20 protein-coding genes, 1 tRNA gene and 2 pseudogenes are annotated in these 21,007 nt (G+C 33.4%); 17 read left to right on the top strand and 6 right to left on the bottom strand.

Annotation, left to right across the window (positions count from 1 at the left end; translation table 11 throughout):
* On the top strand, positions 1–205 hold a 205-nt coding region (locus tag CUU64_RS22375), incomplete at its 5' end, for a hypothetical protein (protein WP_219621883.1).
* Positions 195–335 carry a hypothetical protein gene (locus CUU64_RS21745; RefSeq protein WP_219621882.1) on the top strand — a complete coding sequence of 47 codons (141 nt, stop codon included), beginning with the start codon at positions 195–197 and terminating at the stop codon, positions 333–335. The genes CUU64_RS22375 and CUU64_RS21745, both read left to right, overlap by 11 nt.
* A gap of 571 nt (positions 336–906) precedes the next feature.
* Here CUU64_RS21745 and CUU64_RS18745 read toward each other — a convergent pair.
* Positions 907–1,416, bottom strand: a complete 510-nt coding sequence (locus CUU64_RS18745; protein ID WP_101635196.1) for a lecithin retinol acyltransferase family protein — start codon at positions 1,414–1,416, stop codon at positions 907–909.
* Positions 1,417–1,782: 366 nt separating this feature from the next.
* Between CUU64_RS18745 and CUU64_RS22215 the strand changes: the two genes are divergently transcribed.
* From CUU64_RS22215 to CUU64_RS18725, 6 genes and pseudogenes are all read left to right on the top strand, one after another.
* Positions 1,783–1,938, top strand: a complete 156-nt coding sequence (locus CUU64_RS22215) for a hypothetical protein (RefSeq protein ID WP_180954677.1) — start codon at positions 1,783–1,785, stop codon at positions 1,936–1,938.
* A gap of 83 nt (positions 1,939–2,021) precedes the next feature.
* Positions 2,022–2,315 (top strand): hypothetical protein, encoded by a 294-nt coding sequence (locus CUU64_RS18740; RefSeq protein ID WP_101635195.1) that lies wholly within the window; start codon positions 2,022–2,024, stop codon positions 2,313–2,315.
* 8 nt (positions 2,316–2,323) lie between these two features.
* On the top strand, positions 2,324–2,566 hold the full coding sequence (locus tag CUU64_RS18735) for a hypothetical protein (protein WP_142383658.1): 243 nt from the start codon (positions 2,324–2,326) through the stop codon (positions 2,564–2,566).
* Between the two features lie 155 nt (positions 2,567–2,721).
* Positions 2,722–2,787: pseudogene (locus CUU64_RS23245) on the top strand (topoisomerase DNA-binding C4 zinc finger domain-containing protein); the annotation flags it as partial.
* A gap of 51 nt (positions 2,788–2,838) precedes the next feature.
* Positions 2,839–3,174, top strand: a complete 336-nt coding sequence (locus CUU64_RS18730) for a hypothetical protein (protein ID WP_257985597.1) — start codon at positions 2,839–2,841, stop codon at positions 3,172–3,174.
* A 602-nt stretch (positions 3,175–3,776) separates the two neighbouring features.
* Positions 3,777–4,226 carry a hypothetical protein gene (locus CUU64_RS18725; protein ID WP_101635192.1) on the top strand — a complete coding sequence of 150 codons (450 nt, stop codon included), beginning with the start codon at positions 3,777–3,779 and terminating at the stop codon, positions 4,224–4,226.
* 393 nt (positions 4,227–4,619) lie between these two features.
* On the opposite strand, the gene CUU64_RS18720 is transcribed toward CUU64_RS18725, so the two are convergent.
* Positions 4,620–5,744 carry a GTPase gene (locus tag CUU64_RS18720; RefSeq protein WP_101635191.1) on the bottom strand — a complete coding sequence of 375 codons (1,125 nt, stop codon included), beginning with the start codon at positions 5,742–5,744 and terminating at the stop codon, positions 4,620–4,622.
* A 1,766-nt stretch (positions 5,745–7,510) separates the two neighbouring features.
* Here CUU64_RS18720 and CUU64_RS18710 point away from each other — a divergent pair.
* The 4 genes from CUU64_RS18710 (at position 7,511) to CUU64_RS22205 (ending at position 10,665) form a co-directional block, all read left to right on the top strand.
* Positions 7,511–7,885: a hypothetical protein gene (locus CUU64_RS18710; RefSeq protein WP_101635189.1), complete on the top strand. Its 375-nt coding sequence runs from the start codon at positions 7,511–7,513 to the stop codon at positions 7,883–7,885.
* Positions 7,886–8,011: 126 nt separating this feature from the next.
* Positions 8,012–8,161, top strand: coding sequence for a hypothetical protein (locus CUU64_RS22210; protein WP_180954676.1), 150 nt, complete (start codon positions 8,012–8,014; stop codon positions 8,159–8,161).
* Complete coding sequence (locus CUU64_RS23240) at positions 8,158–8,319, top strand: metal-dependent hydrolase (protein ID WP_101635201.1); 162 nt, start codon at positions 8,158–8,160, stop codon at positions 8,317–8,319. Before CUU64_RS22210 ends, CUU64_RS23240 begins: the two co-directional genes overlap by 4 nt.
* Before the next feature lie 2,208 nt (positions 8,320–10,527).
* A complete protein-coding gene (locus CUU64_RS22205; RefSeq protein WP_180954675.1) occupies positions 10,528–10,665 on the top strand; it encodes a hypothetical protein in 138 nt (45 codons plus the stop codon).
* On the opposite strand, the pseudogene CUU64_RS22795 reads toward CUU64_RS22205, so the two are convergent.
* Positions 10,626–11,033 (bottom strand): annotated as a pseudogene (locus CUU64_RS22795) (hypothetical protein); the annotation flags it as partial. The gene CUU64_RS22205 and the pseudogene CUU64_RS22795 sit on opposite strands and share 40 nt — an antisense overlap.
* Before the next feature lie 1,385 nt (positions 11,034–12,418).
* Positions 12,419–12,754 carry a DUF3895 domain-containing protein gene (locus tag CUU64_RS18695; protein WP_101635188.1) on the bottom strand — a complete coding sequence of 112 codons (336 nt, stop codon included), beginning with the start codon at positions 12,752–12,754 and terminating at the stop codon, positions 12,419–12,421.
* 560 nt (positions 12,755–13,314) lie between these two features.
* On the opposite strand from CUU64_RS18695, the gene trpB reads away from it, so the two are divergent.
* The 5 genes from trpB to CUU64_RS18665 all read left to right on the top strand — a co-directional run bounded on the left by trpB (position 13,315) and on the right by CUU64_RS18665 (position 19,086).
* Positions 13,315–14,478 carry a tryptophan synthase subunit beta gene (gene trpB, locus CUU64_RS18690; RefSeq protein WP_101635187.1) on the top strand — a complete coding sequence of 388 codons (1,164 nt, stop codon included), beginning with the start codon at positions 13,315–13,317 and terminating at the stop codon, positions 14,476–14,478.
* 1,149 nt (positions 14,479–15,627) lie between these two features.
* A complete protein-coding gene (locus CUU64_RS23235) occupies positions 15,628–15,792 on the top strand; it encodes a type II toxin-antitoxin system PemK/MazF family toxin (RefSeq protein WP_101635185.1) in 165 nt (54 codons plus the stop codon).
* Complete coding sequence (locus CUU64_RS18675; RefSeq protein ID WP_101635184.1) at positions 15,783–16,199, top strand: type II toxin-antitoxin system PemK/MazF family toxin; 417 nt, start codon at positions 15,783–15,785, stop codon at positions 16,197–16,199. Before CUU64_RS23235 ends, CUU64_RS18675 begins: the two co-directional genes overlap by 10 nt.
* Before the next feature lie 1,360 nt (positions 16,200–17,559).
* The gene (locus tag CUU64_RS18670; RefSeq protein ID WP_257985596.1) at positions 17,560–17,736 is read left to right on the top strand and encodes a helix-turn-helix domain-containing protein; all 177 of its coding nucleotides are present in this window, start codon (positions 17,560–17,562) and stop codon (positions 17,734–17,736) included.
* A 210-nt stretch (positions 17,737–17,946) separates the two neighbouring features.
* Complete coding sequence (locus CUU64_RS18665; RefSeq protein ID WP_101635182.1) at positions 17,947–19,086, top strand: tyrosine-type recombinase/integrase; 1,140 nt, start codon at positions 17,947–17,949, stop codon at positions 19,084–19,086.
* 119 nt (positions 19,087–19,205) lie between these two features.
* Here the strand turns inward: CUU64_RS18665 and CUU64_RS18660 are convergent.
* Together CUU64_RS18660 and CUU64_RS18650 are read right to left on the bottom strand one after the other, a co-directional pair.
* A tRNA-Sec gene (locus tag CUU64_RS18660) sits at positions 19,206–19,302 on the bottom strand.
* An 807-nt stretch (positions 19,303–20,109) separates the two neighbouring features.
* Positions 20,110–20,700: a hypothetical protein gene (locus CUU64_RS18650; RefSeq protein WP_101635180.1), complete on the bottom strand. Its 591-nt coding sequence runs from the start codon at positions 20,698–20,700 to the stop codon at positions 20,110–20,112.
* Between the last annotated feature and the right edge of the window lie 307 nt (positions 20,701–21,007).

Below are 21,007 nucleotides of genomic sequence, written 5' to 3'. Positions count from 1 at the left end.
CTTAGATTTCCTGGATGAACTTGCTGCTACGATTGATATAACTGATCAACCAGAGTTAAAAGAGAAAAAAGTGGATCCAACAGAGGAAATGTATTTAGAAGACATAAACTTAGATTTCCTGGATGGAGTTGATGATAAAGAAAAAAGAAGAGTTACCCGCTTTTCCAGAAATGTTACCGGAAGAACAGGGGGAAATGATTTATGACCCAAATGAAAAGCAAAAATTTGATTTCGACATTCCAGACGATTTCTGTGATGAAGATGAGGACGAGCTGAATCAAAATAAAGATTTAGATGGTACAAAGGAAGAAGCCTTAGCGAAAAACGAATTTTAAACCTTTATATAATATGAACAAGTTCTGATGAAAGCAGGTTTTCTAACATTTAAATTTCATCTACCGTACTTTATGTAATGAATTATAAATAAAATATAAGCAATTAAATTAAAAATAGACATAATATCCTCTTCTTTAATTGGCGGTTTATAATAAAGCTATTTTTACTAGATTCACAGTAATGATGTCATTGTGACGCTAAGAGGGTAGTATATGAAAGGACATATTCTTACGAAGGCGGCTACCAAAACGGACATTTACTATTCTCTAGAAATTGTACCGTCCTTGTGATGTAGTCGACATATGTAAGAAAATGAAATGCGCTCTATTAGAGAAATTCAAAGCATCTGTTTGGCAATTACTATGTAAAAAAGGTCCGCTTTTTACCCTAACGTGCAAAATTAGCGTAGCTATTTTACCAAGACGTTAGGGTTTTTTACTGCAATTAGAGGTTTTTGGAATATAAATCGTGATGCATACACATACTAGAATAAGGGTATGGTTTGAACAACCAGATACATAAGAAGCTATCCGCTCAAAGGATAGCTTTTTGCATATGTATGTTATGTATTTAAAAACCAAACGGGCGGTTACGATCAGCTTCCACTAAGCCGTTCCTGCACCAAATACAAAAATGCTCACAGTTGTTTTCAAATAAATCATATTCACCTTCACCATGTCGCCTAAACGCTCGCTGGACAATCTCCTCATTTGAAAAGAATTTTGGGCTACGCCTCTTAAATATTTCTTCACCACACGAAAAATCATCAAGACTGGCTAGAACAACACCTTCTTTGAGTAAATAATGAAGCACCTGGTTGTTTCCCACATAGATTCCATGATGAGTATATCCCAACCGCTGTGAGAATAAATGGTCTCCCTTAACAAAATCATTGGCCTTTTTCCGAGTAAGCTGCCCTAATGGGCTGTTTGCTTCTAAAACATTGTACAAGTTAACTAGGCTTTTAACCTGTTGATCTGTAGTCTGTTCAAAGGGATCTCGTCTTCTTGTATCAATAGGTGTGCTACTAATTACTTTTCCTACGTCTTTCAAAACATCAAATGGATTTTTTCCGAACATGCTCGGTCCCTCTCCTTTATTGAAAACTAAGGTTCTATCTTTACATATGTTATCAAAGATACCATAAAATCCTTAACAAAAAATTACTTTTGGATTAAAATATTCCAATTATTATAACGACAAGGATTCGTAACCGTTTGACCTCTTGGAATGAATATTATTATTAACTTTACGTACACCGACTAATTAAGCTCCGTTCTTTTTAGATGATTTAACTGCTGCAGTAACAAATACCCTTACAGTGTCTTTCTTTTTGGTAGCCATCCGCTCCAACTCCTTCATAAATAATATCGTAGCTACATCATGGACACTTTTTTGAAAATTTAATCATCTTTATTCTATTTTTTTATTTCATCATTTGAATTTATGAAAAGTCCATTAGAACGCGAATATGAGGACGTAGGAGGACCTTACGGACTTGCTATTACCAATGGATTTTCTGATAGAAAAGCGATTTATATGATGGTTATTTCCGCAATGGAGCATGTAAAAGGGAGCGGAAAGTATAACGAAATCCTATAGCAAACCCAATATACTTTAAAAAACGTGAAAAAATGTCTCATTTTAAAAGAGGACTTTTACAGTTTTTTCACATGGACTACAGCATGATCAGTATTAAAGTATCATATTACGATTATTTAAGAGGGCAAGTATTTATCGATGGTTTACAAAATGTGTACGGTGAAGATTGTCCTGACGAATTTGATTTAGGGGCATTGATCTCTTTGCTATATGATGACTTTCTTTATCACACTCAGAAAGGCGCGAGAAATCATGAACAAACCGTTCATTACTTGATGCGAGGAAAAGCGGAGTACCTTACTCCCTCGTTACCTGTCAAGGAAACAAAAAGAAAGTTGAACCAGGTATCTCCAAATACCTTTTTATTGAATGTATAGACGAAGAAGTGGAAACCGCTTCTCAAGAAAATGAGGAAGTGTATCTCGATCTTCGTATGAAGGAAAGTAAAATTAGAAGAAGTGAAGTGCTGCTATATGACCAATCAGACTATATGAGGGATATCAGAATGACCGTGGAAGAAATGCTGGCCATTATTTATTTAGAATTTATGCAACAGATCAAAAAAGAAGGAAATAATGAAAAAGTTATGAAAGCCATATTGAAAGGAATAGGATTATATAATCGTTAAGGCTCTTATACCAAACCAAGGACAGGAGCTTTTTCCATATTACTACCATTCTTTCTGATATTGTTTTGTGTGCTGATTGGTGTTGAACCTCCAATATTTACTCCGCACTTTTTCCAGTAACTCTATAGAATTATACATTTCTACTACTCACCTATATGGTTCGTAGGAGAGGAAAAAATGGAGCATTTTACGGATGCACAAACTATCCGACTTGTCGTAATACACTTGATTTGACAGATATAGATCGCAAGGATACACAAGATCATATTCAATTGTCATTGCCTTTATTTGATAAGCAAATTGGAAGGATAAACAGAATAATAAGAAAACATACTGAATTACAAGAACAGGAATTTGTAAAAGAACTGGAACCGGTAAAATCAGTTAGCATAAAACAAGTGGCTGCACCTAAGAAATTAAATATTAGTCCAGTTATTAACTCTCCATTAGGTGAAGATATACACCGCTTCATTGCTGAATTCGTTGAAAAACGTAGGTCTATCAGTGTTTTAGAAATATGTAAGGAACTTAACAGCTTCCAACACGATTTTAAGGGTAATTTCAGTACAGGGAAACCAAAAATATACCCTTATGTCACAATGGTTTAAGAGCATTTAGTAGAACAGGGAGCTTGTAAAAAAGCTATACAAACTAATATTGAGGATCGGTGGTATTCCACTATTTGAAAGTCGCTTTTGGAGCGGCTTTTTTATGGTTTAAATAAAGGATTCTTAATTTAATTTTCTTATAGTTGGTAAATCGTGAGGAATGTTAATAACAAAAGGCGGGAAGGGCATTTTATCTAATTAGAATTAAAATCCCGCAGATATAAAAATAGAACTGGCTGTCATTGGCAGCTTTTTTCTTATCGCACTAACGGGGAGGTTAGTTGAACAAAAAAAGTTAAATTCTAAGATTAATTATTGCTTTAAAAATTTATAGTCGTAAATTTTTCTATTATTTGGATTGCTGGTTTTTTTTGTGTGTGTAATAATAGATAACTGTAAAGAATGAGATAAAACAGATAAAACAAGTTACTTTTCTTCTTTTTATTACAAAGGAGTCAAGATAAAAGAATCATTACATACTATATACTAGGGAGAAAGATAATCCTATTTGGTATAAAACTGCAAGTATTTACCCCTTACTTGGTAATACAAATACGACAAAGTTGTATAGAGACTTTCACTTTAATTTAAAAAGATTGGTAATGAAAAAATTAGAGAATCACAGTTTAGAAATTTGTAGTAAAGAAATTCAAGACTTGATTAATAATATTTATGAAATTAGAAATCCAAAAATCTCTTTGATAGAAGGTCCTCAAAAACAAGATAGTGAGACTGAATGGAGCTATGATGTAACTCTTCATTTTGATGCCAAAGAGCGAAATTCAAAAATTTATAACGAATATGAACATGATTGGCATGTGTTTTCTGTTACAAAGATTTTTAGAATTCCTGAATCGTATTTCAGAGAGAAGACGAAGAATCTCATAGCAAAATTTCAAAAAACAAACACATTAATAGAAAAAGTTCTATACAAAGGAGAAGTTTATAAAGTTTTATACAAGTATAGTTCAGGGTTCTGGGATATCCAAAAAAACGATAAATCCAAAAAAAAATTTATTGATGACTCTGAAGTGATGATTATTTCTGAATAAGCATTAACGTATAAATAAAAACGGAAAAACTGACTTGTATTTAAAATTGATGCTCTAACTAGGAATATTGTCTTTTACTAATCAATTAAAATGCAGATTGTAAAGGATTGTACTTAAAGTAACGGGTGCTAAGTAGAAGAAACTTAGAAATTTTGTTGCGGTAAAAACCTTGATGTTGTTGTAGTAAATAAGGTTATATGTTGTACAAAAAGGATAGATGTAAGCAGGTATAACCCCTGTTCATCTATCCTTTCTTTTTCACCCTATATGATGTGTGATAAACCATTAAATCGTAGGTTGTCATAACTATTTTCTTGACTTTAAATAAAATCTTTATAGGAGTTCATTTTTCACATCTGATTATTGAGTCATTATCGAACCTGTTTATTCTGATTAGTGGGATACAGGTACTTTAAAAGTAGCGATTTCTTTTTCCATTAGATCTTGGGCAATTTCTTTACATGAGTCAATAGCACGCTTTCCCATAAAAGCTGTCAAAGCAAATCCAGTACCTGCTCCTATGACAGGAATGAATTTTCCAAGATTTCCTGCAGCTACTTTTGGAGCATATTTTTTTAGCAAGGGTAAATAATAGTCTTTGGCACTGACTCCAGCTTTTAGCACATTGAGGAATACATTATATTCTCTCATCTTTTCTGTTTCTTGTGCTTCTAAAAGAGCCAATCGCTTGTCAGATAGTGAAAAGTGGTTGCCGATTGCCTTGATCATTTTTATATTTGCAGGTATATCAATGAGGACGCCCGCGCCAACAGGAACAAGACTAGTTCCAGCGCTTAATGTTGAGTACCATAGCACTGTTTTTAACGCTGCTTTTTCTTTAGCTTTTAAAAAAGATTGCGAATATGCTTTTGCGTTTCTATAGAACTTCTCTTGTAATTCAGAACTGAGACGATTTGCAATAGTTTCTTGAAGTTCTGCAAGACCCTCACCAGTTCTTGAACTTACAAATAGTAAAGAATACCGAGGTCCAAATAATTTCTTGATATAAGTTTTTTCTATTTCACTTTTTAGTTCTTCTACACTCAACTCATCATCATAAATATCGTCTGATTTACTTCTAACAAAAATAACATCTTGAGCATGCAGTATTGCTAATTTAAAGAAATGAGCATCATCTTCATTTAATTTGTTTGAAAACATGCAAATTAAAATATCCATATTTTCTAAATTATGATATTCCCAATATTGTTCTACTCCATGTTCAGGAGGTAAACCGTTGTACCCTGGCAAATCCCAAAATATGATAGAATCGTTTTCTCCCCATGAAAACTTTGTAACTTCAATTCCGGGATTCACGCCAGCATCCGCAATTTTCTTTCCCGCAATTTTATTCATTAAAGTGGATTTACCTACACCAGGAGAACCTAAAAATCCGATATTTAGTACTTTATCCAAATCATTTTTTAACTTTTCATGAATGGCATCTATAGGAGAGCCGTCCACTCCCATTTCTTTTAAAATCTTTTCTAAGTCTTTATCCCACTCTTGATTTTCCATATGTTGTCACTCCTGTGAAATTTGATGTTATTCAACTTGAGTTGTAGGCCTTTAAGAATATACTACTATAAAAGGAATAAAATTAGAATCTAATGAAAATATAGGAACTTTTGCTATTATTGATTAATTTCTAGTTTTTATAAGTAAGATTTATGTTATGATAAATTCTTAAATTTTTTTCAGTTTTATCTGACCCAAGCGGGACAGATGTATTATTTAGCAAAAGCACTTCTAGAAGTGAACGAATATACCAAACTGTTTTGGTATGCATCTATTCGTCTCTTGTAGAAGCGCTTTTTTGCACTTTTAGATAACTTTTTAAGGAGCGATTTGGATGAAAAATTCTACGAAAACAATACAGAAAAAGGGGGTTGTGATATGAGTATTTTATCCTCACAATACAAAATCGGACATTTGATTCAGAAGGCTTTTTCAAGCGGAAAGGTATCACATGCGTAATTATTCGCCGGTGATGCGGGTGTTGGTTAGTGTTTAAAAATTATGTTTCAGCTTTAAGCATGATTTCGTCTATGCAATGCAGTTGCAGCAATAATGCTTTAGTTACCTTTATTGACGAATACGTTGTTGAAAGCGATAATGCTTACTACTTCGTTCGCATGGAAGTCTATCTTTTATGTCCCACGTTAATTGAAGGTCACTGTTATATCGATATGGATAATCTCATTACAGATTCCGGTGGTAATTAATAGATTCAGTTAATAAAGGGTGAGAGGTCGGCATTCACCCTTTTAAAAATGGAACAATATTGTATGTATTAACGACTTTCTTCAAGGAGTTATATATCTTATTATGATTGCAAAAACATAAAGACAAAAGATATTCTTGGTTTTTTATTATATACTGTTTGAGTTTTTTATCCTGAAAAGTATAGGGATTTGTTAACTATATAGGTTTTTCAGCAAAAAAAATTCTTCCAGAATATCTAAATTGATATCATCATCTTCTTCAATAAGAGAATTGCTGTAATACATCATATATTAATATTGGAAATCCTCAAGTTTGATTCGGATTACACCGAAACGTAATGAAATAGCTAAATTATAATCTATATCTTTATACATTTCGTAGAAACATGAATTTATATCTTTGTGGTATTCTGTTTGAACAAAATATACATGGCGATGTTGTTGGACTAGTTTGTTTTTTATCAGTTCTTTAGCTCTTTGTTGGTTCCTTAGTTTTTTGTAGAATATCAAGGTGTCTAAATAGACTGGAAGAGGTGTGAAAACGGACATTTTATGGACAGTTTCACCTTTCAACATCGTCTTTTTACTTAATACAATTAAAGCAACATAGTAGAGAGGGAGGTCTAAGCCACTGAATAAGCTAAGAGTTTTTACCTTTTACCTTAGTTTTATGTTGTTAGGAAGTTTACCGGTTTTTGCTGACAGTGAGCAACCAATCATACAACGAGCTTCATGGGGGCGAATGAGTTTGGTTTGAAGGTATTATACTGCTGAATATGTAATGTTCTACAAAGAAATATATGTTAATGAAAGTGAAATAAGAGGGGCAAGGAATTGTCTTAACTAGTAAATAGAGGGAATTTTTTCATTAATGAGCAAAAGTTAAATGAGGGGATAGCGAAATTTTATAATCATTTTTTCGTTAACATATACCTGGATATGGACCATCTTGTTAGAATAAGAAAGACGATATAACGGATGTGTTGAATGGGATTTATCTAATAAAACACACTCTTAATGAAATTGATTTGATTTAAAGTTAATAAAAGGAGAAAAATAATGAATTTGAACGAAAAGGAGCTACAAACTCTTCTGGTGCTAATCGGAAATGTTGCTACTACTAACTATTTAGATCTTCGTGATTATTTTTCGCCAGAACTTAAGGGAACTCATAAGCTAGTAGATATGTTGATTCAACATGAACAAGCAGAAAAGCAGGATATAGCGGAAATATATGAAAAATTAGTGGTAGAATATTTAAATCAGGTTCAATATGACGAGAAAACACTTCTTACTTACGAAGAAGATTTTAAGTGGCAGGGTAAAATAGCAGTAGCTATAAATCTTATAAAACTCGGAATCCCTATCCAAACCATTAAATCAGCTATGGGAGGTCTACCTGAAGAACTTATCAAAAAACTGAAAGAACTTTAGTATTAGGCCACTTTTTTTATTGTTTTTTACGTAAAATGATATAGGAAAAGAATTCTTTGACTCGTCTTAATGTTCCGTATGTATCTTATGTAGGGACTAATAGTACCTCAAAAAGGAGAGAGAAGAATGAAAGCAATAACGCATCAGACATTCGGAATTACATTTGGACTAAGTTCATTGCTGACATTAGAGCCATTGAATATACAGCCAGAAGGAGTAACGGAAACAACGGTATTCTTTAGTCTATTCTTATTCGGCAGTCTGTTGCCTGAATAGATACATATAACAGTAAGTTAGGAAGGAAAATTCCGCTAGTATCTTTTCTAATCAAAAGACTCTTCGGGCATAGAGGGATCACACATTCTTTACTATTCGTGGTACTCGTTGGAATCATCAGCGGTGCCTTATTTCAACTTGCGAAAATGTGCCATTAAGGCAAAAACATATAAGGCGATTCCCTCATTGTCAAAAATCGTTTAAGACGTACAGAAAGATTGTTATTTTGTTGGTGCTATTTCCTTTTAAATCAATAACATATATACCTACACTTTATCTGCGTCTCGGGAATTGCCACATCCTATATGGAAAAATAAAATTCATATTCTGGTTTTGACAATGACCATTGTATCATTCAGTATTCTCTCCTTATGTATAAAATTCAACAGCAGGAACATTCACTTAGGATTATTGTTCTTTTTCCATTCTTTTTCTATTTTTAGCAACTCAAAGTTTTTAACCTTATCATTGTAAGAAACTTGTCCCTTAAGCTTTTGTGAACTAAAAATCAATGACATGTGGAGTTTCTAATGCCCATTTACGGCCTTCACTAGTATTTAACCAAAAAGTGGGGAGGGTTCAAGAAGTGAAACTTTATGGTGTTTTTTTGAATGATATTACTTATGAGTTATATTTAACTATAGACAAGGAACTTAATTATTTTTACTTTTTTTGTAACGAGGATATTCTAATGAACTTACATTAAATACCGATTAAGTTTTTAATGTGGTGACTACTAATTAGTTAAGAATAGTTACTAAAGATTGAATCACTAATAGTTACCTTATGAAAAACACTGACAACCCGTACCGTTTCTGAGTTTCTTATGGTTACCAATGATTGAGAAATTATTGGTAACCAAGGTGATTTCAAGAAAGAAAATTAATATAAATGTTATAAATATAATGGCATAATCTTAAATAATTAAAGTATAAAAAGTAACTTGTAATTTAGTACTACGACAAATTGGTTAAAATGTAGTTACTAAAGATTGAATCATTAATAGTTACCTTGTGCAAAACACTGACAACCACGCCATTTCTGAGTTCCTTATGGTTACCAATGATTGAGAAAGTTTTGGTAACCAAAGTGATTCAAGAAAGAAGATTAATATAAATGTTATAAATATAATGGCATAATCTTAAATAATTAAAGTATAAAAAGTAACTTGTAATTTAGTACTACGACTAATTTAAAGAAAATATCAATGGTCCTAAAACTTGGAGTGGAAAGGGATTGAGGTAAAAAGCGTAACGATTCTCTTAAAACACCGCTCCAAGCAAGCCTTGGGTAGACATAGTGCCACGCCGTAGCCGAACGATTTTTACTTTTATAAGTGAGGTTAAAATGACGATTCTGAAGAATAATAAAAAGATGTCTGTCCCAATGTCGGACAGACATTTAAGATATTTATTCTACAAAGCTAGTACTAACACAAAATTTTTCTTGCAGTTGTCCTATTATTCTTGTGCGAAATATCAACACTAATATTTAACACAGTCTATTGAAGTATGGATAAAAGGCCTGGATTTGATTATTATCGATTTTTAAAAACCTTATTTAAACCAAACCCTTTTAAGATTTAGGGTGGTACCTTCCAAAAGAAAGGCATCGCCCGGCTCAAAGCCTAGCATGCCCGCCACTCCATATAAAGCCTTTACATATAATGAAGTGAAACCCCATTTACACAAAGAGATTTATACTCCCTAATGCTGTCAGTTATCGTTATTGATAAATACAGCATCATATTGGTGAGAAATTGTAAAGTTCATAAGCGAGCTGCAAAATTCAGAGAAGTAACTAAAGGAAGCATCCTTCGGGGTGCTTTTTATATGGCGTGATCTGTGCAGAGCGCAAAACCTTAGATTCTCGCACATAGATGGTTTATAAATACAGATACTCGGATTTTATGACGCGATAACACGCAGAAGTAAATATTTACAGTCTTAAAAAGCATGAATGTTAAGAAATGTTGAGGTCTTCAGGTATATGTAAAAGTGACCCTATTTGCACTCTGAAAACAGGCGGGATTTTAAAGTTTTTTGGTTTGGATTACAACTGTTTATAAACCATTATAGTCGGGGTTTTGTTTCCAAAATTGAAATAGCTTAAACCATTGATATTACTGGATATTTTCTTTAATCGGGTGGACCCACGGCTGGGCCAACATAATTGGGTGCAGTCAAAACCACCCAATTGTGATTCACCCAATTGTTGGACTCCCGGGATTTCGGTTATATAAGTCTTCTTTCTACTCACCTTAATTTTAAGGTAATAATTATTCCTAATTTATAGTGCTGTAACTATTAGAATATAAAAATTCCCTCGCTATAATGTTTTTCAGGAAGGAGGGAAGAAGGAAAAATGTGCTATTTGATGATTATTTACTTGATGAACTGCCTGGACGTTCCTTTTACACAATGATGAACTTAAAGGAATTAAACAAGCATCATTACAAAGTCAGGTACCGATTGTATTTCTCGGTCATTACCTTTTCAGAATAGACAGAGCGTTGGATTTCCACAAAGAACGGAGCGCTTCCAGATCATAAGGGCATCAGGCTCCATGTAACCCTTACCGTATTTAGGCTCAACGGAAAAGTACGTTGGCTGCTCAAAGTTGAGCAGGGTCTTATATTTTAAGGAAATGTGGGATTTTGGCGAGTCTTTTTTTAGCTGGAGAGGGAAAGTAGATGAATGGGTGCTGTGCCGATTTACTCAATCTGATCATCTCGCCTTAATCTCTTCAAAACAGTTTTGCAACATGTAATGGGATTTTTGAGTCCGGTAAAATGCAGGTCGATAATATTATCGCGAGTCATGCAACGGAATCGCTCCAAGTCTTTCAAAATGGCTAAATCTCTTTTTCTCATCAATCTAACACCTCGAATATCACCTCTATAACATCATCATGTGTCTGAGAGTGTGTAGCATCGTTTTTAGGCGGGTTTTTAGTAAAAGGGTTATAGCATTCTTCCGTTAATTTTCAGCTTCTCACTTCCTGGGCTTGCCAATAATGCGTGAGTTAATCAGATATACACCTAAAAACCATCCGAACGGTGAGATTGTTCTTTAAAGCTCCATCCAGTAGTTTTGCATCAGGTCTCTACATGAGAAGCGACTAATAACATTCCAGATAACCTTATACGCTAGAGGGAATAAAAGGAAATTAGGGGTGTACTAAATGGATCATTCCATAGCGGAGATTAAACAATCATTACAAGCAGTATCGGGAATCATCCTATCCTAGATGAAATTCTTGCTTTTGAGGAAGAAGAGATCTTTATGCAATAACAACTTATCTTGACCGCTCCACGGATATTGAATTAGACCTCCTAATCTAAGTTAAAATGGCTCTTCGGATTATGTAGTGAAAAAATATATTTTAACATTTTATTAAAATACCAAATATTACGCAGTAGACCTATACTGTGCAGCAAAGATCTTTATTTTTAGTTGGCTTTGTGAAGTGATGCGCATAAACTAACAAAAAGTTTAGTTGGGGAATAATAGGGTGAAAAACTGAAACTTTATCCAATAATACGTGTAATTACGTAATAATCAATAGGAAAAAAGCTTATTTTTATGGTGGAAGAATATGAAAATTAAATTTTTTACTAAATCTCATCGAATGATAAAATATTTGGAATTTATGTTAAAATTTGCAGAAAAGGAAACTGACACACAGTACATTAATTTTTGAAGGTTTTTTTATTCCTACATTTTATGTTAGAAAGTCTATAAATCCTAATCTAATAACGTACAAGCATTCCAACACTTTATTAATAAGAAGCGGGAATATGTGAGACTTTCTGCCTCACAAAAAGAGTTAGACGCGCAATTAATGCCATTGGTTCCAGAGCAAATAGTTACTTTAATGGCTGGAAGGGTACTACGTATTCTTTAGAACAATACAATACGGTTGAGACTACAATAGTTAAGATTTTAAAGCAAGATAATAATACTTTTGAATTACCTCATACCATTGATGTATCAAGAACTTATTCGAAAAAGCTATCCAAAACAACTCTATATGTTCTATATAAACAAGGATTTACTGATTTCGTATATCAACAAATATCTGCTTCAAAACCAGAGTTTGTTGCAGGTTCTATGAACTATGCTTCTTAATAGAAAAACAACTTTACTTATACTATATATCATGGGTCCGAATTTAAATATGTTAAATAACGATTGTAGATTATTTCGTTGACAAAAGAGCGACAAAAGAGTCACTCTTTTTTTCGTTGTTAAGGACTTAATTTAATTCAAAAATACCTTCTTCTTGATCACTCTGTTTCTTTGTACATAACCCTCTTTCTACTTGCTTCCTTAGAAAAATCATCACCAATGGGTACAATTTCGTTTTTCCACTACTATACCTTTCATCTGGAGCTTGATGTTCCGAAATTAAGAGATCACAAATTTCTGTAACTCTCTTTCCTTGTTCAACATATGTCATGATTGCTTTTCCGTATTGGCGTTCAAAATCGCTTTCATATTTTTCAGGATCTTTACTTTCATACAGTAAGTCTACATTCGTGTCATCCTCTACAAACATTGAAAAAATATCTAACTGTTTATTTTCGCTCATTACTGGATACCTCCCTTGTTACGATTCTTTATTATTATAATAGTTAGCTTCGTAGATTATTAGAGGACATTATTAAATAATCTTAGGCTAAGCATTGCGCTTTCGGAAACAATTGGAAAAAACGTTGTTCTACTTTAAAATTACCGTTCATTTACTTATAATGGAAATGAGGAAGGAAAGAAGTTGTGACGCTCGCTTTCCTTCCCTCATGATTATTTCTCTTTGTTGCTATCCTTCCACTGTTTTATTATCCAGGCTACGGATTATGGTGGAGAGAGCGGAAAGTAAATTCCAGTAGAACTGCTACCCCTGTGGTAAGCAGTTTTATTTTTGTTTACTAAAACAGATGCCAAGCGTCCAGTTCCTCTTTACTGGCGGTAATATCAACCGGATGTATTTGGATAGGCAGGCGCTGGGAAAGCGGTGTCACTCGCTGGTTACACACGCACATAAAATTTAATATTTATTTAACCGAACCTCTTAAAATATAAAAAAATACTGCTATACTTTATTCATAAATTCTTGCAAGTTAAAAATTAAAGAGTGGAGTTGAGCCAGACGTGACAGTTAACAAAGAAGAGAAAGGTTTTTTTGGAGAGTTCGGCGGGAGTTTCGTTCCCGAAGAATTAAAAACAGTTTTAGAGATTTTGGATGAGAACTTTGAAAAATACAAAGAAGATCCGGAATTTAAAAACGAATTTAATTATTATATGAAGGAGTATATTGGCCGCGAAAATCCTCTTACTTTTGCTGAGAATTTAACCAAACAAGTAGGCGGGGCCAAGATTTATTTAAAACGTGAGGATTTAAACCATACTGGCGCACATAAAATTAACAATGCCATTGGACAAATCCTATTAGCAAAACGTATGGGTGCTACGCGAATTATTGCAGAGACAGGTGCAGGGCAACACGGAGTAGCTACTGCCACAGCTTGTGCAATTGTTGGTGGTATGAAGTGTGTCATTTATATGGGAAAACATGATACGGAGAGGCAAAAATTAAATGTTTTCCGGATGCAGTTATTGGGTGCCGAAGTAGTAGCAGTTGATAAAGGACAGGCTCGTTTAAAGGATGCTGTTGATGCTGCTTTAAATGATCTAGTAGAGAACTATGAAAATACATTCTATCTCTTAGGTTCAGCTGTGGGGCCACATCCCTTTCCAACGATGGTAAAACATTTTCAGTCCATTATTAGTGAAGAATCTAAGCGCCAAATTCTTGAAAAAGAAGGTAAACTTTCAACGGCGATTGTAGCGTGTGCAGGTGGGGGAAGTAATGCAATTGGTGCGTTTGCCCATTATTTAATTGATGATGTTCGATTGATAGGCGTAGAACCAGAAGAAGCAGCCACATTAACAAATGGTGTTCCTGCAGTGATTCATGGTTTTAAGTGTTTAACTCTATTAGATTCAAATGGAGAGCCACAGCCTACTTTTAGTATTGCAGCTGGCCTTGACTACCCTGGTGTAGGACCTGAACACAGTCATTTAAAAACAACAAACCGAGCTGAGTATGTCACTGTTACAGGCGAAGAAGCCTTAGAAGCTTTCCAATTGCTTTCTAAAGTAGAAGGAATCATCCCAGCACTAGAGAGTTCTCACGCTGTAGCACATGCAATCAAATTAGCTAAGCATTTAAACGAAGATGATATTATCATTGTAAATCTTTCCGGTAGAGGGGATAAGGACGTAGAACAAGTCTATAACATGCTAAATAAATAGAATACGTAACGAGTCAGGCCACCGGTAATTTTCGGTGGTCTTTTGTTTGAACTTGTGCTGAATTTCCAAAAATTTAAAGTTATAATATTGGATATTATTTTCTTTTTTTCGAAATTTATCAAGTTTGTGTTAGGGATGCAATTGTATCGAGGAAATACTGATTTATAAGTGGTGGATCGTTCTTATATGTGAACTTATCGCCTGGATTGCCACGCTTTATATGTTTTACGCCTAATATTGGATAGGTTCTAAATTTTAGTTTGTATTGGCAACAAGCATTGCAATTATTACTGGTTACTTACCGCACATCAGTTTAGCTGCATTTAATTTTATTCAACATGAAACTATAGACATATTTTCGATATTCGTTGTCATGTTGTTGCTGTTCGGCATTACCTATGGGAAAAAATATATTTCAAAAATTGACCGTTCTATCCAGCGATGGGCTATGAAAAAAAGTCAACAGGTGAAGATATCAAGGGAGGATTTTAAGTGGCTGTGCTGCAAGCAATAACAAAAGATGAAAAAGAAAGATACTGTGATATCTGGCTCCCATCTTAGATTAAGATGGGATATGAATTAGAATCATATATTACTCCAGGTATCGAACGTTGGATATTTTATGATAAGAATGGAGACTATGGCTGTTTTGAAGGTAATCCGTATAATGGTAATTCTTCGGTTAATGAGGTATATCCTTTTAATAAGCTATCCTTCTTACAAAGTTGTAATCGAATTAGATAAGATGGCCATAAAAGAAACGGCTCAAGGTTCTTTTAAAAGATTATATGAAATAGTAAATTTTTTATCATTTTATGCTACAAGATAGACCTATAGATTATGTCATCGTATTACTAAATCCTGATTTTCACGATGTATTAGTTAACCGTTTTAAATTTCCTATTGTTGATCTGTCTCAAACAGCAAATTATACTTCTTATTCTTTTATTCCTTGTTACATGAATGTGGAAGAATTTAAAAACACGGCTTTTGCAAAAAAATGTTACGAAAACAAAGAGAATTACAACTTACTCCATAAGAATAATAAGGTCCACCAATTTTATTGGTGGCCTTTTTGAGTCCATCAGTAAAGAAGTTCTTTATCATGTATAATTACTTTTATTATTCTTATCCACGGAGGTAGCCAGCATGGTTAAGCATGGAGAAATTTATCTTGTAAAATTACAAGAACATGTCGGTAGTGAACAGGCATCTACAAGACCGTGTGTCGTCATTCATAACAATTCACTAATCCCCACAGCCAGCTCTATCGCATTATGTCCTATAAGCACCGAAAAACACTTGTGGAAATAAAACAAACTGAAATGAAAAAGAAGTCTTATATTATCGCTGAGCAGATTCGCTCTTTGGGTACTCAACATTTAACCAAACAGTTGAACGTTATGGATCCTGAAGACATGGATAATCTGAAAGATGCCATCATTTTTAATCTTATAAAATCTACTGCTGAACTGCCGATCCCTACCCATTTAACTCCCGAACATAGAAGAGGCGATATCTTTATTGCAAGGTTAGGTCCGGATGGTGACAAACGAGATTTGCCGGTTATGGTTATTACTAACGATGTGGGCAACCACTTTAGTCCAGTTGTTACCGTTCTACCAATAATACATGAAGAACACCATCCATTAAAATCTTGCCAGCTAAAATTGGGGCATAAATATTCAGGATTAGTTTCTGATGGCAATAATACTTACTAATCACATAAAAACAATTGATAAACAACGTTTGTTGTATAGAATTGAGGAAGTTCCAGATGGTTTTTATTCGAGGGTTAGGGACGCTTTAATTCTTGCTTTAGATTTAAAATATTACGGTAGCCGAATAGGGAATTCAGCAGTTTAATTTTTTAAAATAAAAGGATCCGTTAAGAATGCTAACTAGATATGTGAAAAGTGGTTATTATGTGATTACTGTTTGTGCATACAACCTTAACCCATAAATTTATCTAATCAGTTTCATTCGTATAAACACGATCCTTGTGTTGAAGCAAAGGGAAACCTTTCATGAGTCTAACTTTGTATTGGTTCCAAAGTAAAACCCAAACCTATCATATAAATTCCTGCATTCCAAGCGAGTAATAAACATATTACATTTTTATTACTTGAGTGAAATATTGTACTGCTGCTAATCGATAAGGCTCCTTTACAACTTCTCAAATATCAGAACATCTTCTGGTTGGTTGAAGGATATTTCTAATTCCTGGAAGATCAAGATGGACAATGAATAGGTAATATATCAAAAATATTGTAGAAACTATGGTCGAACCATATTATATCTCATGCTAGGATAGATAATGCAAAATTTTCTGCGTTATCTATCCTTTTCTTTCGTCCAATCTAATGGAAGATTTTATTGGCTGTCGCTAACGACTAAGTATCCCAACTTATGCCTTGACAATAGTTTATTATCTAATTTTAAGATTCTTTAATGACATTTGCTACACCAAGGGCTGTCAAAAGAATGTTTAAGATATAGAGTACTTTATTTTGGTCGTAAATATAGGGAGGTACATTAATTTCTCTTTGTTGACTAAGGTTTGCTAGCGGGTGGACGATAATGACTAAGGAAAGCATTTATTACCATTGCATTTATTTGGACTGTAATATACTGGAATATATATGGTTTGACAAATATATTAAAGTTAGACAATATAAATATCTCTGAACTGTACAAAATATATAAAGAACAGCTAAAACACTGAAAATCATAAATAAGCGGTAAAAAATAGTTAGGAAATTTAAAAAATTATCTAAGAATCTACCAAGAGACATGACTCTTGGTTTTTTTTCTGCAAGCATATTAAAAATAGACAAATATTTCCCATGTGATTTAGTTCTTATATCCGGAGCAAAAAGGTGTTTTAAAAAAATAATTATGAAATTATAAAAAAGTATTAAAATATGAATCCTTCAAAGGTATTATATTACCACTTCAAACAAATGAGGCATTTTTTTAGCGGTTTCTCTCGGAAGGTAAATTGATTTATGCTAATTGTTTCATGGTTTTAGTACCGAATTTAGTTAGTCAAATGAAATCTTATAATAAGGGGATATTAAAGTGAAAATAGAAGATTATCCAGAAGTATTAAACGTTGAAGATATACAACAAATTTTAGGCGTGGGTAGGGTTAAAGCATACGAGCTAGTTGCCTCCGGACAGTTTCATACAATTAGAGTTGGTAGAAGAATAAAAATTCTTAAAGCAGTGTTTATAAAATGGCTTGAGGGAGCTTAACATTTCTTCGGAAATAGTAAACGTAATCACACTAGTTTGACAGCAAATCTTTAAAGTGATTTAACCGGTACTAAAACCATATGGTAATTAAATATTGATAAATTGTATTAACAATAGTTACTAACAAATCATTTAATTGTATAATTAGATGGTCGGTAACTATAACACTTACAAACAAAAAAATTATTCTAAATAGTGAGGGTTACAGTTATGAGAGGTACAGTTAAAAAAAGTGGATCTTCTTGGTATGTGCAGTTTGATCTAGGAAAGGATCCACAAACAGGAAAAAGAAAGCAAAAGAAAAAACGAGGCTTTAAGACACAAAAGGAAGCACAAAAATACCTAAATGAGCAATTGAATGCTATTCACAAAGGAACCTTTTTCGAACCGAAAGATATTACTTTCAGTGAATATGTAGACTATTGGTTCGAAAACTATGCAGTATCTAATACTTCACAGAAGACAATGGAAGTATATAGCTATATTATTAAACAACATCTAAAACCATCATTAGGACATTTTAAAATATCTAAGCTTCTTCCTTCTCATTTACAAGAATATTACTCTAAAAAACTAAAGGATGGAAAGATAGAAGGTGGCGGTCTTTCAGCTCAATCTGTCAAACATCATCACAGGCTAATATCCAAAGTTTTGAAGGATGCAGTAAAGTGGGAATTTTTAACGAGAAATGTAGCAGAATCTGTAGAACCACCGAAAACAAAAAAAACTGAAATGCATACGTGGGATAGCTATGAAGTAAAAACATTTTTATACTCTTCCAGAACATCGACATATTACTGGGTTTATTTAACAGCAATCTACACAGGGATGCGGCGTGGTGAGATTTTAGGGCTTCGTTGGCAGGACGTGGATTTTGAAAATCACATTATTTATGTACGGCAAACGATGCAACCTATCATAAATCAAGGTTTAACGTTTAAGGAACCAAAATCAGGTAAAGGTAGATCGATTACAATTACACCGTTTTTAACAAAGGAATTAAAAAAGCTTTATAAAAAACAGTTAGAAAATAAGTTGTCGTTTGGTAGTAGTTATCAAGATCAAGGCTTAGTTTTTTCACAAGTGAATGGTAATCCCCTTCAACCATCTGAAGTCTCAAAGAAATTTTTAAAGGCTATTGAGGCAGCGAATTTGCATAGAATAAGATTCCATGATTTAAGACATACCCATGCAACTTTAATGCTACAACAAGGTGTCCATCCTAAAGTGGTCTCAGAACGATTGGGACATTCAACAATTAGTATAACTCTGGACATTTATTCGCATGTATTACCGAACATGCAAAAAGAGGCTGCCAACCAATTCGACCAATTGTTAGATAGCTTATAATTAGACCAAACCGGTGTGACCAAAATGTGACCAAATGATTTTAAAAACGGCATTTAAGATAGGTTTAATGAAAGGTAGCAGTTCCTAAAAATCCTTGAAATCCTTTGGGAATCAAGGGTTGGCGGGACCGTGTGGGAATCGAACCCACCAGAGACGACACGCGCCTCTCACGCGGTTTTGAAGACCGTGGGGCGCACCAGCTACCCTTCCGACCCCGTATAAACACCGTTATATCAACGTTTCTAGCGTATAACACAACGTATTTTTAACTAACCATCAAACGTATTCGATTTAGTAGCGCACGTATTATAATAGCGGAAAATTGAAAGATATACAAGCATTTAGCACGCTCCTACAGTTAAATAAAGATTCACTGGATTAATATTGCTATAGTAATGTGGTGGTTGTTTTCACAATAAAGGGTGGGGGTGGGTTTACACCAAATGACTAATGTGATATATAACGAAGGTCTAAAACACACAATCTCCCCTTATTTTATGTCAGAATTCCACCATAAGAAGTAGGGATATTGACCTGTGCTATTACGAAGTGTTAATAAGTTTAAATAAAATGCGAATTTTATTTAGATTGGATAACGACTGTTATCCAATCTTTTGTTTCATCTATTGAAGGTTTTCATATTCAGCTTTATTAGTGTTGTTTTTTATGAAGGGTAATTTTTAGTTCGCCTTTTATTTACGATATTTAAAATTTTATCATCAATGATTTTTACATACCTCTTTCCAATTGTTCCACCTACAATAAAAAGTAGGACCGCAGTAAGTGAGAACAAAAAACCACCATCTTTCACCCACAATTGTAAGTTGTCCGTATAAAAAAAGTCTAAGACTGGTAAAACGATGCTTGGAATATAATCAACAATAAATATTAATATTATGGACATTAAAAAAGCAATTTTGGATTGAAAATAATACCGAGCGAATAACAAGAAAATTGTCAGAATCCATCCCATTATTTCTGTATAAAAAAGAATCTCCCATTTATGTTCCAAAATTAAATTTATCAACGCTGGTAAACCAGCCTTTTAGCTGTGTTATTATCAACCTCATATAACTTAAGTAACCAAGAAAATTGGTGTATATTTTTATACATATACTGGGCATCTATGATTATTGGATAAGCGGTGAAGTTACTAATATATTCATTTCCTACTTTTTCAATAGGAATCTTATACATTCTTTTTAAAAGCACATATAGGGACGGATTTATCAAAGCTACTGCATATTTAATGTTATTTATCCTACAATGCTCAACTAATGTATACAATAGTCTATCTAGATTGTGTTTACCTCTAAATTTAGGATGTATTGTTAGTCCTTCAGCTTCTACTATATACTTATAATTTTGTTTAACTATCTCTAAATCTTTGAATGGGAAAAACTGGTCTAAATATGATTCACCATTAGGTTTATAAGGGATTGCTTCCGCTGTTCCTATAGGCTGTTTCAAGTTATTATAAACAATGTATCTTGTCACATCACCCAAAACACATTCTAAAACATAATTCATTTCAATCCAGGATGGCATTAGTGTATTGTAAAAAATCTCAAAATCCTCTTCACCTTGGACTTTTTTATATATCGAACTATCCATAATTTCCTCCAGATAACTATTTTTTTAATATATAATAACACATTTGGTAAAATGTACCTATACGGTTCAAAACTATAATCATATAATAAAACTCTGAAAGAAAAGGGGATATTTTATAAAAGGAACATAAAATAGAATTGAGTGTTATCTAAGTGGTTTTGTTTTACCTATATGTAAGTTTCACTTTGCTACTCAGTTGCATACCAATGGAATTTGCAGTGTTATTTTTCTCATCACGTAACTGAGGGTAGCACATAACTAGTAGACAGGCAGGTATCTCTATCTGAAAAAAGGTTGTGGGGGAAGG

The sequence above is a fragment of the Bacillus sp. V5-8f genome, assembly GCF_002863565.1.
In the GTDB taxonomy this organism is placed as follows: Bacteria; Bacillota; Bacilli; order Bacillales; family DSM-1321; genus Peribacillus.
The sequence above is the reverse complement of the archived record's forward strand: the minus strand, read 5'-3'. Positions and strand labels throughout refer to the sequence as shown.

Coding starts and splice junctions, on each gene's coding strand:
- CUU64_RS18650 (WP_101635180.1), bottom strand. CDS start 20,700: ATGGATAGTTCGATATATAAAAAAGTCCAAGGTGAAGAGGATTTTGAG.
- CUU64_RS18710 (WP_101635189.1), top strand. CDS start 7,511: ATGAATTTGAACGAAAAGGAGCTACAAACTCTTCTGGTGCTAATCGGA.
- CUU64_RS18665 (WP_101635182.1), top strand. CDS start 17,947: ATGAGAGGTACAGTTAAAAAAAGTGGATCTTCTTGGTATGTGCAGTTT.
- CUU64_RS18725 (WP_101635192.1), top strand. CDS start 3,777: ATGAAAAAATTAGAGAATCACAGTTTAGAAATTTGTAGTAAAGAAATT.
- CUU64_RS22215 (WP_180954677.1), top strand. CDS start 1,783: ATGAAAAGTCCATTAGAACGCGAATATGAGGACGTAGGAGGACCTTAC.
- CUU64_RS23235 (WP_101635185.1), top strand. CDS start 15,628: ATGGTTAAGCATGGAGAAATTTATCTTGTAAAATTACAAGAACATGTC.
- CUU64_RS18720 (WP_101635191.1), bottom strand. CDS start 5,744: ATGGAAAATCAAGAGTGGGATAAAGACTTAGAAAAGATTTTAAAAGAA.
- CUU64_RS21745 (WP_219621882.1), top strand. CDS start 195: ATGATTTATGACCCAAATGAAAAGCAAAAATTTGATTTCGACATTCCA.
- CUU64_RS18745 (WP_101635196.1), bottom strand. CDS start 1,416: ATGTTCGGAAAAAATCCATTTGATGTTTTGAAAGACGTAGGAAAAGTA.
- CUU64_RS22210 (WP_180954676.1), top strand. CDS start 8,012: ATGAAAGCAATAACGCATCAGACATTCGGAATTACATTTGGACTAAGT.
- CUU64_RS18695 (WP_101635188.1), bottom strand. CDS start 12,754: ATGAGCGAAAATAAACAGTTAGATATTTTTTCAATGTTTGTAGAGGAT.
- CUU64_RS18740 (WP_101635195.1), top strand. CDS start 2,022: ATGATCAGTATTAAAGTATCATATTACGATTATTTAAGAGGGCAAGTA.